The following is a 13842-nucleotide window of genomic DNA, read 5'->3' on the forward strand; positions in this document are numbered from 1 at the left end:
GGAGAACGGCCCGCCGGAGAACGGCCCGCCGGAGAACGGCGGACAGAGAACGGGCGGTCACCCCGGCACCGGGGTGACCGCCCGTTCGTCGTCCTTACTCGGGCCCTGGGTCACGCCCGCTGCTGGCGGGCGGGCGTGACCGGAGTTGCCGGGTCAGCGCCTCGGTGGCGGGTTGCCGCCCGCCCCCTTGCCGTTGCTGACCTCGATGACCACCGGACCGCCCTTGATCGTCCTGCCGTCCGGGCTGGTGCCGGCCGCCGTGCCTGCCGGGCAGGTCGAGTCGACCTTGCCGCCCACCTCGGCGTCGAAGCCGGCGTTCTTGACCCGGGAGAGAGCGCTCGAAACCGGCTGGCATTTGACGTCCGGAATGGTTCGCTGATCACCCATGATGATCTTGCCGGAGGGCGGGGTGAACTGGATCGACTTCTTTCCCCTCATGGCGTCCCGCATCGCCTGATAGACCGGGGGATTGACGCCACCTCGCACGTCGTGCCCCATGTCCTGGGTGGTCTCGGCCCAGTCGGGATCGGCGAGGATGCCCGCCATCGCGAGTTGCTTGGTCATCACGACCAGCGAGGCGGTCTTCTCGCCGTCGGTCGTACCGCTCTTGCCGGCCACCGGCTTTCCGACGATGCCACGGACGTTCTGCGCGGTGCCGCTGGTGCAGCGGGACGTGGAGGAATCGTCACCGACCGGGCATCGGGCCGCATCCACGGCGGCCCGGGCCACCTCGGTCTTGATCCGCTGCTCGCAGCGCGGGTTGGCGATGTCGAGCTTGTTGCCCTCCTGGTCACGGATCTGCTGCACCGGGATCGGCTCGCAGTACTTGCCGTCCGCGGCCAGCGTGGCGTACGAGTTGGCCAGTTCCAGCGGCGTGGTCTGGGAGACACCCAGGGTGAACGCGCCCCAGTCGTTGGCGTACTCCTTGTTGGAGGCGTACCGGAGGTCGTTGCTGGCCCGGAAGGTGATCCCCATCCGCTTCGCCGCGTCGACGACCTTGGCCGCGCCGACCCGCTCCTGCAATGGCACGAAGAAGGTGTTCACCGACCTGCCGAACGCGGTCCACATGTTCGCCGGGCCGGCCATGCTCGGACTGGCGTTCTGCGGGCAGTACTTGTTGGTGCCCTTGCAGGCGGCCGAGGAGCCGTACTCGACGATGTACTTCGTCTGGGCGATCGGCTTGGCGTTGATCGTGTGGTGCAGTGGGTAGCCGTTCTCCAGGGCCGCCACGATCGTGAAGATCTTGAACGTCGAGCCGGCCTGGTAGCCGGTGATGTCGCCGCCACCGGTCAGCAGCGGGTTGGTGGTGTTCGGGTACGTCCCCCGGATCTTCTTCTTCTTTTTGGCCGGGTTCGTGGAGATCTTGTTCTGTGGCTTCTTCGGGTCGTCCAGCTTGTAGTTCCGGTTGACGGCCAGGGCGCGAACGCGCCCGCTGCCGGGCTCGATCGCCGCCAGCATCATCGCTTCCTTCTTGCCCGTCTTGACGTTCCGCTCGATGGCGTCCTTGGACGCCTTCTGCGTCTTCGGGTCGAGGGTGGTGACGATGCTGTAGCCACCGCTCTTCAGCCGGCGCTCCCGGTCGTACCTGGTGGGGCCGAACGTCTCCTGCTCCATCCACCAGCGGTAGAAGAAGTCGCAGAAGAAGCCCCAGTCGTTCTTGTTGGTGGCGACGCAGCCGTTGGGGGTGCGCTTGTCCTTGACCGTCAGCTTGGCCGCCCTGGCCGCGGTGGCCTCGACCTCGGTGATCGCGCCGGTCTTCACCATCTCGCCGAGCACCCAGTTCCGCCGCTCGAGCGCCGCCGGGTAGCCGCTCTTGGTGGTCGGGTCGTTGTCCGAGGGCGCCTTCACCATGCCGGCGAGCATCGCGGCCTCTTCGAGCTTGAGGCTCTTCGGGTGCTTGCCGAAGTACACCTGGCTGGCCGCGAAGATGCCGTACGCGCCGTTGCCGAACGGGGCGATGTTGAGGTAGCCCTCCAGGATCTCGTCCTTGGTCAGGTCGGCGTCGAGTTGCAGGGCGTACCGCATCTCGCGGAGCTTGCGGGCGCTGGTGTCCTCGGTGGCGGCGACGACGTCCTGCGGGTGGGTCGCCGAGTAGGCGATGGTGAGCCGGACGTACTGCATCGTCAACGTCGAGGCACCCTGGGTGGTGACGCCCGCCTGGTTGTTCGCCACGAAGGCTCGGGCGACACCGTTCATGTCGACGCCGTTGTGCTCGTAGAAGCGCTTGTCCTCGGCGGCGATCAGGGCCTTGCCGACGGCGGGCGCGACGTCCTTCAGCGGTACGTCGCGACGGTTCTCGTCGTACATGGTCGCCAGCGGTGTCTTGCCGTCCGAGGCGTACAGGTAGCTGATCTGCGGCGCCTTCTTGACGGTCAGTTCGGTGGGCAACTTGTCGAACGTCTCCGAGCCGGCCTTCGCGGCCAGTCCGGACATCGCCACTGCGGGGAAGGCGGCCGCCGCGACCACCACGCCGGCCAGCAGGCCACAGATCAGCAGCGACGCGGCGTTGGTGAAGACATTGTGGTCACGCTTCCGCATCCAGGTCACCTCGACAGGGTACGTGAATCAACACCGAGGACGCGCCCAGCGTTCTTTCCCCATTTCCTGCTGGCGCTGGCCTCGTTGTGCTAAACGCATGACCCCCGGCGTGCGGTTGCGGTCTTCTGCTGCAGAGTCTCCTCCTTTCGGGACGCCTCCGCAGCGTTTTCGCAGATCACTGCCGGGTAGTCAGGGCCGGATTGCCGGACGAAGAGTCAGGGACTGTCCGGGTTGACGGATTTGGCTGACAACGTTGCGTAATCAGTTGACTACAGAGCATGATGGTCGGGCGAGAGAATCGCATGTCGTCCGTGGTGCCCGGGGGAGGGCGGCACGGGTGGCCGGGGGGTTATCGCCGGCTGACCGGCTCTGGTCGGTAGCGGGACTGCAAGGGGGGACAGAAACAGATGGGCATGATCACAGACTGGCCCACGTTGGCGGCGTGTCAGAACGGGGATCCTGACGCGCTGTTCGTACAGGGCGCCGAACAGAACGTGGCGAAGCGGATCTGCCGCAGCTGCCCCGTGCGTTACGAGTGCCTGGCCGACGCGCTCGACAACCGGATCGAGTTCGGAGTGTGGGGCGGCATGACCGAGCGGGAACGCCGGGCCTTGCTGCGTCGGCACCCGCAGGTCGCGAGCTGGCGGAAGATGTTCGAGGCAGCCATGAAGAACAAGGACAAGGTCCTCGTCACGGCTGGCTGATCGCGGCACCTATCGTGCGCAGCCCGTCGACGTCGTGCACGTCGGCGGGCTGAGCCGTGACCGCCACCGTCGGCACCGTGGGAAAGGCATCGGTGAAGACCCGGGCCACCCGGCGCTCCCGACCGGCCTGCTGGGTCAGGGCCGCATGGGCGCGCAGGGTCTCGACCGTCGCCTCGTGGCCACCGAGCTCCTCGAGTCGGTCGGCGGCGGCCAGACTGTCGGCCGCGGTGGGCGTCTCGACCGCCGGCAGATGCACCCGGTTGAGCACCAGGCCGGCGAGCGGCATCCGCTCCTCGCCCAGCCGGCCCGCGAAATACGCGGCCTCCCGGACCGCGTCCGGCTCCGGGACCGCGACCAGGAGAAAGGCCGTCTCCCGCGCCTGCAGCACCCGGTACGTCTGCTCGGCGCGCTGCCGGAAGCCGCCGAACATCGAGTCGAGCGCCGCCACGAAACCGGACAGATCAGTGAGCAACTGGGCGCCGAGCACCTTCTGCACCACTCGGGAGAACATCCCGAACGAGGCCGTCACCAGACTGAACATGCTGCGGCCGCCGCTTCGGGCCGGAGCCAGCAGCAGTCGCAGCATCCGACCGTCCAGAAACCGGGAGAGCCGGGCCGGCGCGTCGAGGAAGTCGAGCGCGGATCGTGACGGGGGCGTGTCGACCACGATCAGATCCCAGTCGCCACGGGCGTGCAACTGCCCCAGCTTCTCCATCGCCATGTATTCCTGCGTACCGGCGAAGGTCGAACTCATCGCCTGGTAGAACGGGTTCGCGAAGATCTCCGCCGCCTTCGCCGGATCGGTGTGCGCGAGCACCACGTCGTCGAAGGTCCGCTTCATGTCCAGCATCATGGCGTGCAGCTGGCCACCGCTCGCCTCGACGTCGATCCCCTTGACCTGACGGGGGGTGTTGTCCAGTTCCGTCAGGCCGAGCGACTGGGCCAGTCGTCGGGCCGGGTCGATGGTGAGCACCACCGTACGCCGGCCGTGCCGCTCGGCGGCCCGGAGAGCCAGCGCGGCGGCGGTGGTGGTCTTGCCCACCCCACCCGCGCCACAGCAGACCACGATCCGGACGCCGGGATCGGCGAGGATCTGGTCGATGTCCAGCCGCGGCGCTGGGTGATCGGGACGCACCAACCGAGCGTATCGGGACAGTGCCGCGCCGATGGTGTGGTGGCGCCCAGGTGTGAGTCAGTCGGCTATGGCGCCACCCGTTCGGGCCGGTACCCCGCACCGTCGGCGGCACCCGACGGCCCGCTCGGCTCAGCTCGCCGGACCGAGCAGGGTGTCGGCGATCATGTCCAGCCCCACCCGGTCCACGCCCTCGGTCAGCAGGGGCAGCTCGACCAGGGGCAGCCCCAGTTCGACCAGCTCGGCGCGGAGTGACTCCTCGAGGTTCCGCCGGATGAGCTGGTCACGGGCCTCGGCGTGCAACCCGGCGACGGTCGCCCGGTCGGTCGGCAGGCCGGCGGCGGCCAGCCCGCGACGCAGCTCGGCCTGGGTGACCTTGCCGGCCAGCAGCGCCGGCCGGGTGGCGTTGAGGATCAACCGGCCGACCGGGATGCGCAGCGTGGTCAGGTCGGCGATGGCGTCGATAGTCTCCTGGACCGGCATCTCCTCCAGCAGCGTGACCACGTGTACGGCGGTCATCGGCGAGCGCAGCAGCGCCGCGACTCCCTCGCTCTGGGTCTTGATCGGGCCGACCTTCGCCAGCCGGGCCGTCTCGGCGGTGACGTTCAGGAACCGGCCGATCCGACCCGTGGGCGGGGCGTCGAGCACCACCGCGTCGTACACCCGGCGCTTGTCGGCCGTCCGGGTGGTGGCCTCCTTGACCTTGCCGGTGAGCAGCACGTCCCGCAGGCCGGGCGCGATGGTGGTGGCGAAGTCGATCGCACCGAGCTTGCGCAGGGCCCGCCCCGCGGCGCCGAGCTTGTAGAACATGTCGAGGTATTCGAGGAGGGCCTCCTCGGAATCGACCGCGAGGGCACGAACCTCACCGCCGCCCCGGGCGGTGGCGATCGGCCGCTCCTCGTACGGCAGCGGGTCGGTGCCGAAGAGCTGGGCGATGCCCTGCCGGCTCTCCACCTCGACCAGCAGCGTACGGCGCCCGCCACTGGCCAGCGCCAGCGCCAGCGCGGCGGCCACCGTGGTCTTGCCGGTCCCGCCCTTGCCCGTGATCACGTGAAGCCGGGCGGGCCAACGGGCGCTGGCCCGTTCGGCGTCCGCCCGGTCGACCGACTCCTCGCCCGCTCGCACCCTCCGAGCCTATCCAGCCGGACCGGTCAGACCACGTCGCAGACCCACCACCCGTTCTCCTCGACCACGATGAACCCCAGCCGCTGGTCGACGGTCCGCTCGTCGCCGGTCGTCATGGTCAGCGTCGTCGAGACGAGGGCCCGCTCGGTGTCCTGTTCGTCGATCCTGGGTTCGGTCCACCGGAACCGGGGCGTGTCGTGCGTCCTCATCTGGTCCGCCACCTCCTCGACCTTCGCGGCGATCTTGTCGTCGTCACGGGCCTGCGGGCAGGTCAGGTCGGCGGCCCGGCCGGGGTCCCGGTCCGTGTAGACCGCCTTGAGGAAGGCGTCCACGGCGGCGCCCGGCCCGGCGGCGCCCTCACCCCGGTCGGCGTTGCGGAGCAGCAGGTAGGCGGAGACACCGCCGCCGACGCACAGCAGCAGCGTCGTCGCCAGCGCAATCGACGCGACGAGCAGGCCGCGACGCTTCTTCGGCGCCGGGGCGAGCCCGATCGGGGGATAGCCGCCGGCGGTGGTCGGGCCGTCGGCAGCGGGATAGGGGGCGCCCGGCCCCGGATGCGCGAAGCCCGGCTCGCCGTACGGCGGGGGTGGCGGTGGCGGCGGAGACGCGGTCCATTCCGAGGTCGTCGACGGTTCCGGTACGGCCGTCGGATCGACGTGGGCCGTCGGGTGCTCGGCATCCCGTTTATATGCAATGTCCGGATCGGCCGTCGAAGTGGCCGCCGGCTCGGCGTCCGGTGTTGCCGGACTTCCCGAGGCCGTGGCGCTGTCCTCGGAGGTCGAGGTCGAGGGCGAGGGCGATTCGGTCGGGTCGACAGGTGCGGCGCGGTCACCTGGCGGGCGGGGAGCCTCGTCGTCGGGCGGCTGCGTCATGATTCCCCAATCCCGGTGGCCCCGATGCGGTGGTCAACGTGGCCGGCCGGCGGGCTGCGAGGGCTGGCGTGGTCGAAGGGCGGAACCGAAGGGCGTGCTGACCCACCGCGGCGAGGGTAACCCGCCGTGCCCAGTCGGGGACGTACCGGTCGGACGGGACGTCAACTCCGGCGAACCGGCCGGGAGGCGTACTCGTCCCGGCGGTGCAGCCCGTAGGCTGTCGCCGATACGCCCCCCGAGACCGAGGAGACCGCTAGCAATGCAGAAGTGGGAGTACGCCACGGTGCCGCTGCTCGTGCACGCCACCAAGCAGATTCTCGACAACTGGGGCGAGGACGGCTGGGAGTTGGTGGCAGTGGTGCCCGGTCCCAACCCCGAGCAGCTCGTCGCGTACCTCAAGCGGGCGAAGCCGTGACCGCAGGGCCACATGCCAAGCTCGCCGAGCTGGGTCTGGCGCTGCCCGAGGTGGTTCCACCGCTGGCCGACTACGTCCCGGCGGTCCAGTCCGGTCGGCACGTGTACGTCTCCGGCCAGCTGCCCCTGATGGACGGCAAGCTGCTGGCCACCGGCAGGGTCGGTGCCGGGGTCTCCGCCGAGCAGGCGAAGGATCTGGCCGCCCGGTGTGCCCTCAACGCGCTGGCCGCGATCGACGCGCTGGTCGGGTTGGAGACCGTGGTGAAGATCGTCAAGGTGACCGGGTTCGTGGCGTCCGCGGACGGTTTCACCGGCCAGCCCGCCGTGGTGAACGGTGCGTCCGAACTCTTCGGCACCGTGTTCGGCGAGGCCGGACGGCATGCCCGGAGTGCGGTCGGCGTCGCCGAACTGCCGCTGGGCGCCCCGGTCGAGGTCGAGGTGATCGTCGAGGTCGCCTGACCGGAGGCCGAGCCGGGTCGGGTTGAGGACAGCCGCGCGTTCCAGGGTTGTCGTCTGTGCGTCGTACCATCTCAGCCATGACCGGGCACGTGACGACGCCGGCCGCGGCGCTGGCCGACCAGCTACCGAGCTGGGCGACGCTGGTCCGCGCCCCGAACCCGGGCCCGATGACCCTGGACGGCACCAACACCTGGGTGCTCGGCGTTCCGGGCGCCGACGGCGTACTGGTGGTCGACCCCGGTCCGCTCGACGAGGGGCATCTCGCGGCGGTGGCCGCGCTCGGGCCGGTCGCCGGGGTGCTGCTCACGCACACGCATCCCGACCACGCCGAGGGGATGGACCGGTTCCTGGAGCTGACCGGGGCCGAGGAGTTGATCTTCCGCTGCGGCTGGTCGACGATCGAGGCCGCCGGCCTGCGGGTACGGCTGCTGATCACCCCCGGCCACACCGCGGATTCGCTGTGCTTCGTGGTCGAGGGCGGGGACGAGCGGGCCGTCTGCACCGGGGACACGATCCTGGGCCGGGGCACCACCGTCGTCGCCCATCCCGACGGCGATCTCGGGGACTACCTCGACAGCCTGACGGAATTGACGGCGTACGACGAGACACCCGCGCTGCCGGGGCACGGCCCGGCGCTGGCCGACTGCGCCGTGGCGGCCCGGTTCTACCTGGCCCACCGGCGGGCCCGGCTAGACCAGGTCCGCCGGGCGGTGGCCGACGGTGCCACCAGCGCCGAACAGGTGGTGGCGACGGTCTACGCCGACGTGGACCGGACGCTCTGGCCGGCGGCCGAATGGTCGGTCCGGGCACAGCTCGCCTATCTCGATCAGGAGAACCGGGAATCCGGCCGGGGGGCCGGTGGGTTGGACATCTCGTGACCTGCCCGGTGTGTGGAACCGTCGCCGTACCCGGAGCGCGGTTCTGCCACAACTGTGGAGTCGCGCTGCCCGCTGCCGCCACCCTGCCGGAGGCGGAGCGGCGGGTGGTAACGGTACTTTTTGGCGACCTGTCCGATTTTACCTCCTGGTCGGAGGACCTTGACCCGGAACGGGTCAGCACGGTCACCGACCGGGTGCTGGCGGCGCTCGCGGGCGCGGTCAAGACGTTCGGCGGGCACGTCGACAAGCTGACCGGTGACGGGATCATGGCGGTCTTCGGGGCGCCGGTCGCGCACGAGGACGACGCCGAGCGGGCGGTCCGGGCGGCGCTGTCCATGCAACGGGCGGTCCGCCGGGTGCTGGACGACGAGCAGGGGGGCGGTGCCCCACTCGGGCTGCGGGTCGGCCTCAACACCGGAGACGTGGTCGCCGGCATCCAGGCCGCGATCGAGTACACCGTCATCGGCGACACCGTGAACACCGCCGCCCGGCTGGCCGACGCCGCCGCGATCGGCGCCGTCTACGCCGGAGCCCGGACGGCGGCGGCGACCCGACGGGTCGCCTCCTGGCGGGCGCTGCGCCCGTTGCGGCTCAAGGGCAAGCGGGAGCCGGTCGAGGCGTACGAGCTGCTGGGACTGCTCGACGCGCCCGGCACCCGGTCCGGGCTCGGTGACGAGGCGCCGTTCGTCGGTCGGGAGACCGAGATCGGCCGGGTCGCCGGCCGGCTCGCCGAGGTCATCGACCAGGGTGAGCCCCGGGTACTGCTGATGACGGCCGAGGCCGGCATCGGCAAGTCCCGGTTCGGCGCCGAGGTGGAACGGCTGGCCGCCGGCTACGACGTCGGCGCCGGACGGTACGCGACCCACACCGGTGCCCGGGTGCTCTCGGTGAAGTGCGCGGCGTTCGGTGAGCGTCGCCGGTTGGCGCCCCTCGCCGACCTGGTCCGGGCCGCGGTCGGCCTACCGGACGGCCCGGCCACCGCCGTGACCCGGACGGTGGTCGAGGAGCGGCTGCGCCGACTCGGTCAGCGGTTGGCCCGGTACCGTCCCGACCCGCCACCGGTCGCCGTCGACCTCCTGCTCGCACTGCTGGGCTACGCCGACCTGCCGCCGGCGCACGGCACCGTGCCGGCCGGCCCCGCCGAGTGGTCGGCCGGCGAGCCCGCGTCGGCCGCCGACGCGATCCCGGCCGCCGTCGCCGAACTGCTCAGTGCGCTCGCCGCCGAGACTCCGCTGGCGGTCATCGTCGACGATCTGCACGATGCCACACCGGAGACCACGGATGCCCTCGGCGTGACCCTGTCCCGGCTGACCGGGCCGGTGCTGGTGCTGCTGCTCGGTCGCCCCGAACTCGTACGCACCGCCGGGGCGTTGACCCGGCTGGCCGACGCCGAGGTGCACTCGCTGCCGCCGCTGCGGGGCGCGGACGCCGCCCGGCTGCTCACCGCGTACCTCGGCGGAGGGCGGTTGCCGCAGGCCGATGTCGACCGGCTGCTCGCCACCGCCCAGGGGAACCCGTTCTACCTGGCCGAACTGGTCACCCTGCTGATGGAGCGGGGTGCCCTGACCACGGTGCTGGACCGGACCGCCAGCCGGACCGGACCGGGCCTCGGTCTCCGCCCCGGCATCGTTGCCGCGCCCGGCGCCGGCCGGGTCCGTGCCGCCGGTTCCGGCCCCGGAACCACCCGGACGGGTACGGCCGCAGGGGCCCCGTCCGGCGCCGACGCCTCGTCCGGCCCCGCCGACGGTCCGGGATCCGCCGGTCCACCAGCACCCGCAGGACCGGGCTCCGCCGGCTTCTGGCGGCTGGTACCGGGCTCGCTGGGCAGCCGGTTGCTCTCCCGGGACCTCGCCGCCGTACTGGCGGCCCGGATCGACGCGTTGCCGGCCGAGGCGCGGGCGGCCCTGCGCGACGCCGCCGTCATCGGTGACACGGTGCCGGCCGGCGCACTGGAGGCGCTGCGCGAGCGGCGCGCCGGGCGCGAAGGTCGGCCGACGGCGGTCGTGGCGGTCGAGCTGGAGCGGGCCGTGGAGGAGCTGCTCCAGCGTCGCATGCTGCACCGCAACCGGGAGGGCTACATCTTCGCCACCCCGCTGATGCGCGAGGCCGTCTACGCCGGGATCGGCAAGGCCGACCGCGCCGACCGGCACGCGGCGCTGGCCGAGTGGGCCGCGCCGCCGGCCGCCGTAGCCCTGCCGGGTCAGGTGGTCCGAAGCGACGCCGCCGCCCTGTCGGGTCGGGCCATCGGGGCCGGCGCCGGGCCGACCGGAATGTCGGAGGCGGAACGCGACGCGTTCGTCGCCGAGCACGCCGAGCGCGCGACCGCATTCGCGGACGTGGTCAGCCTGCGCTCCGACGCCACGGCCAGAAACGTCGCGCCGCTGGGCATGGCGGCGCTCAACCGGTCCGCCCGGCGGGCTCTCGCGGCCGGAGAACCGGCACAGGCCGTCCAGTACGCGGAGCGGTCCGCCCGGCTCGCCGGGGAGTCCGTGCCCGGCGGCGACCGGCTGGTGCACGCCCGCGCCCTGCTCCAGGTGGGCCGGATCGCCGACGCGCTCGCCTTCGCCGAGAAGATCGGCGCGAACGCGGGGGACGACGCCGCCGTCCGGGCCGGAGCGTTGCTCGTCGTCGGGCAGGCGTACCAGGCGCAGGGTGATCGCTCCCGGGCGGTGAGCACCTGGCAGGAGGCGTTGCAGGTGGCCACCGGGGCGGGACTGCCCGGGCCACGGGCGTCGGCGATGCGGCGGCTCGGGATGGCCGACTTCGTCAGCGGTCGGCTGAGTCAGGCCAGCAGTCGGTTCGCCGGGGCGTACGAGGTCAATCTGGAAGCCGACGATCCGCGGGGCCAGGCCTGGTCCCTGCAGAACCTGGCCTGGGTGACCACCACCCGGGGAGACTTCGCCGGCACCGACGCGGTGCTCGACCGGGCGGCCCGGCTCTTCGCCGAGATCGACGATCCGGTGGGACAGGCCTGGCTGCGTGGCACCACCGCGTTCGCCCGGCTGCTCGCCGGCCGGCTCGGCGAGGCCCGCCGGTTGGCCCGGGTCTTCCTGCCGTTCGGTGAGCGGGTCGGCGAGGCGTGGGCGGTCGGCACACTGCGCGCCGTGGAGGCGTTCGCCGCGGCCGAGCTGGGCGAGCTCGCCGAGGCGGACCGCGAGGCGCGGCGGGCGTACCGGGACTTCGCCGCCGCGTCCGACGACTGGGGCCGGGGCTTCGCCCTGGTCGTACGGGGTGCCGTCGCCCGAGGGGTGGGCGAGCCGGAGCACGCCGTCGACCTGCTCACCGACGCGCTCGCGTACGGCCGCCGCACCTCGCACCCGCTGCTGACCGGTCTGGCCGGCACGTTGCGGGGGTTCGTGGCGCTGGACCGGGGCGACGTGGCCGGGGCCGAGCGGGACGCCGAGGCGGTGCTCGCGGCCGTCGAGCCGCACAACCCGCTGGCACCGACCCAGCTCGGTCCCCGGATGCTGCTCGCCGCCTGCCGGCTGGCCGACGGTGACGCGCCTACCGCGGTGAGCCTGCTCGAACCGATCGCGGCGGCCGGCGCGGTGCCGTCGGTGATCTTCTCCCGGCGCCAGGCCCTGGCCCGGTACGCCGCCGCGCTGCTCGCCGACGGGCAGGCGGCGGTGGCGCTGGACTGGGCCCGGCAGGCGGTGGCGGCACCGGGTGAGGACGTCCGCAGTCAGGTGATCGCGGCACGGGTGCTCGCCGAGGCGTTGGCCGAGGCCGGCGAGTGGGCGGAGGCGGGTCTGGTCGCCGACGAGGCGGTCCGGCTGGCGTACTCGACCCAGCAGACCAGTGAGCGGGCGGCCGCGGAGGCGTTGCGGGCCCGGCTGCCCCGGGACCCGCAGCCGACCGGGGACGGGACGGTCGTCATCCGGCAGCGCGAACCCGGAGGGGTGCCGGGCCCCGGGGCGCCGGTCGAGGTCCCACCCGGTGCCCGGATCGGTTCTGTCGATCTCCGGGATACCGCACAGCCCGGGCAGCCGATAGCCTAGCTCCAAATCCGTCCACAGCGGACGGGCGTCGGCACGAAGGGCGGAGTCTGTGAGACTGCCCCGCTCGGCTGCGGCGTGGACGATCGCCGTCTTCGGAGGACTTGCCCTCCTGCTCGGCGCCGTGGGTCTGGTCCGGCCGGAGGCGCTGCTCACGTTGCTCGGCTTCGAGGTGCTGCCGACCGCCGAGCGGGCGTCGGGCGACTACACCCGGACATTCGTCACCGCCTCGTCGATGGCGTCCTTCAACATGGGTGTCTACTATCTGCTCGCCGCCGGTTCGGGCTGGCAGCCGTTCTTCCGGTTCACCGTCGTCTTCCGGCTGCTGACCTTCATCGTGTTCACGGTGCTGGTGCTGACCGAGGTGGCGCCGCCGCGATTTTTCGGTGTCGCGCTCTGGGAAGGGGCCGGAGCGGTCGCCACGGGCGTCGCGTTGTGGCTGGACCGGCGTCAGATTGGCAACCAGGCGATAACAGCCACGGGTACGGGGGGCTGAATCGTCTCATGTCTTCGGTATTTTCGATTCTGTGACTGACACCCCGCCCGGCGCGCTGCCTCTGCCCGTGGTGCCCGGCCTGACGGATTTGTCGGTCTTTGCCCGAGGTGGCTATGCCACGGTCTACCGGGCCACCCAGCAGTCCGTGGGGCGCGAGGTCGCGGTGAAGGTCGAGAACCGCACCCTGGACAGCGAGCGGGACCAGCGGCGATTCCTCCGCGAGGCCCGCGCCGCCGGCCGGATGTCGTCCCACCCGCACGTGGTCGACCTCTTCGACGCCGGAGTCACCGAGGATCAGCATCCGTACCTGATCATGGAGCTGTGTGACGGCTCGTACGCGGAGCGTATGCGCAGCTCGCCACTGACCCCGGTCGAGGCGCGCGACGTCGGAGTGAAGATCGCCGACGCGCTCGCCGACGCCCATCAGCTCGGCGTGCTGCACCGCGACGTCAAGCCGGCCAACATCCTCTACTCGCGGTTCAACGAACCGGCACTGGCCGACTTCGGACTGGCCGTGCTCGCCGAGGCCCGGGACACGGCGATCACCCTGGAGGTGCTCACCCCGGCGTACGCGCCACCGGAGATGTTCCGGCACAGTCCGCCCTCGCCGGCCGTCGACGTGTACGCGCTCTGCGCCACCCTGTACGCCGTGATGCACGGCAAGCCGCCGCGCTGGCAGGCCGACCGGAACCCCGGACTGCTCACCCTGATGGAGCTGTTCACCGAGCCGATCCCGGAGCTGCCGGGCGTGCCGACGAGGCTGCTGGACCTGCTCCGCTACGGGATGGCGAACGACCCCTCGGACCGACCCTCGGCCGAGCAACTGCGGGATCTGCTCGCCAGCGTTCCGCTGGAACCACCCACGGTCGGTGCCGGTCCGTACTCCGGGATGATGGGCGCCGTACCGGTCTCCGGGATTCCGGTGTCGGGCGGCCCGGGATCCGGCGGCCCGGGATCCGGCGGCCCGGGATCCGGCGGCCCGGGATCCGGCGGCCCGGGATCCGGCGGCCCGGGATCCGGCGGCCCGGGATCCGGCGGCTCCTGGCCCGGGGGTTCCGGGTCCACGTCGGCCGGCGGCGTCGCCCCGGTGTCCGCCGGTCCGGCGGTGGAGGCCGGATCCAGGCCGGTGTCGGGGGCACCCGCACCCAGGACACCCACGTCCGGCGCGCCGGTTTCCGGAACTCCGGTCTCCGGCGTACCGGTTTCCGGCGTACCCACCTCGGGTGGTG

10 protein-coding genes and 2 pseudogenes are annotated in these 13842 nt (G+C 72.0%); 8 read left to right on the forward strand and 4 right to left on the reverse strand.

Annotated elements, in window-relative coordinates; genetic code table 11:
- Positions 1–153: 153 nt before the first annotated feature.
- The gene (locus I0C86_RS10765; RefSeq protein ID WP_196201081.1) at positions 154–2538 is read right to left on the reverse strand and encodes a transglycosylase domain-containing protein; all 2385 of its coding nucleotides are present in this window, start codon (positions 2536–2538) and stop codon (positions 154–156) included.
- A gap of 407 nt (positions 2539–2945) precedes the next feature.
- Between I0C86_RS10765 and I0C86_RS10770 the strand changes: the two genes are divergently transcribed.
- Complete coding sequence (locus I0C86_RS10770; protein WP_192766482.1) at positions 2946–3242, forward strand: WhiB family transcriptional regulator; 297 nt, start codon at positions 2946–2948, stop codon at positions 3240–3242.
- Here I0C86_RS10770 and I0C86_RS10775 read toward each other — a convergent pair.
- The 3 genes from I0C86_RS10775 to I0C86_RS10785 all read right to left on the reverse strand — a co-directional run bounded on the left by I0C86_RS10775 (position 3229) and on the right by I0C86_RS10785 (position 6371).
- A complete protein-coding gene (locus I0C86_RS10775) occupies positions 3229–4377 on the reverse strand; it encodes an ArsA family ATPase (RefSeq protein WP_407676296.1) in 1149 nt (382 codons plus the stop codon). The two genes, I0C86_RS10770 and I0C86_RS10775, sit on opposite strands and share 14 nt — an antisense overlap.
- 129 nt (positions 4378–4506) lie before the next feature.
- The gene (locus tag I0C86_RS10780; protein WP_196201083.1) at positions 4507–5499 is read right to left on the reverse strand and encodes an ArsA-related P-loop ATPase; all 993 of its coding nucleotides are present in this window, start codon (positions 5497–5499) and stop codon (positions 4507–4509) included.
- A gap of 26 nt (positions 5500–5525) precedes the next feature.
- On the reverse strand, positions 5526–6371 hold the full coding sequence (locus I0C86_RS10785; RefSeq protein WP_196201084.1) for an Rv0361 family membrane protein: 846 nt from the start codon (positions 6369–6371) through the stop codon (positions 5526–5528).
- A 259-nt stretch (positions 6372–6630) separates the two neighbouring features.
- Here I0C86_RS10785 and I0C86_RS10790 point away from each other — a divergent pair, with 259 nt between their 5' ends.
- The 7 genes and pseudogenes from I0C86_RS10790 to I0C86_RS10815 form a co-directional block, all read left to right on the forward strand.
- On the forward strand, positions 6631–6786 hold the full coding sequence (locus tag I0C86_RS10790) for a DUF4177 domain-containing protein (protein ID WP_196201085.1): 156 nt from the start codon (positions 6631–6633) through the stop codon (positions 6784–6786).
- Positions 6783–7244: a RidA family protein gene (locus tag I0C86_RS10795; RefSeq protein ID WP_196201086.1), complete on the forward strand. Its 462-nt coding sequence runs from the start codon at positions 6783–6785 to the stop codon at positions 7242–7244. Before I0C86_RS10790 ends, I0C86_RS10795 begins: the two co-directional genes overlap by 4 nt.
- Before the next feature lie 77 nt (positions 7245–7321).
- The gene (locus I0C86_RS10800) at positions 7322–8122 is read left to right on the forward strand and encodes an MBL fold metallo-hydrolase (RefSeq protein ID WP_196201087.1); all 801 of its coding nucleotides are present in this window, start codon (positions 7322–7324) and stop codon (positions 8120–8122) included.
- A pseudogene (locus I0C86_RS45430) lies at positions 8119–9690 on the forward strand (adenylate/guanylate cyclase domain-containing protein); the annotation flags it as partial. The gene I0C86_RS10800 and the pseudogene I0C86_RS45430, both read left to right, overlap by 4 nt.
- A 132-nt stretch (positions 9691–9822) precedes the next feature.
- Positions 9823–11958: pseudogene (locus tag I0C86_RS45435) on the forward strand (adenylate/guanylate cyclase domain-containing protein); the annotation flags it as partial.
- 211 nt (positions 11959–12169) lie between these two features.
- Positions 12170–12613 (forward strand): hypothetical protein, encoded by a 444-nt coding sequence (locus I0C86_RS10810; RefSeq protein WP_196201089.1) that lies wholly within the window; start codon positions 12170–12172, stop codon positions 12611–12613.
- Between the two features lie 31 nt (positions 12614–12644).
- A partial coding sequence (locus I0C86_RS10815; protein ID WP_196201090.1) for a serine/threonine-protein kinase occupies positions 12645–13842 on the forward strand: 1198 nt, incomplete at its 3' end.

Source organism: Plantactinospora alkalitolerans, from assembly GCF_015690345.1.
GTDB classification, from domain to species: Bacteria; Actinomycetota; Actinomycetes; order Mycobacteriales; family Micromonosporaceae; genus Plantactinospora; species Plantactinospora alkalitolerans.

What these genes read in the sequence shown, in the direction of transcription:
- I0C86_RS10765 (WP_196201081.1), bottom strand. Translation starts at nt 2,538, where the DNA reads ATGCGGAAGCGTGACCACAATGTCTTCACCAACGCCGCGTCGCTGCTG.
- I0C86_RS10770 (WP_192766482.1), top strand. Translation starts at nt 2,946, where the DNA reads ATGGGCATGATCACAGACTGGCCCACGTTGGCGGCGTGTCAGAACGGG.
- I0C86_RS10785 (WP_196201084.1), bottom strand. Translation starts at nt 6,371, where the DNA reads ATGACGCAGCCGCCCGACGACGAGGCTCCCCGCCCGCCAGGTGACCGC.
- I0C86_RS10790 (WP_196201085.1), top strand. Translation starts at nt 6,631, where the DNA reads ATGCAGAAGTGGGAGTACGCCACGGTGCCGCTGCTCGTGCACGCCACC.
- I0C86_RS10800 (WP_196201087.1), top strand. Translation starts at nt 7,322, where the DNA reads ATGACCGGGCACGTGACGACGCCGGCCGCGGCGCTGGCCGACCAGCTA.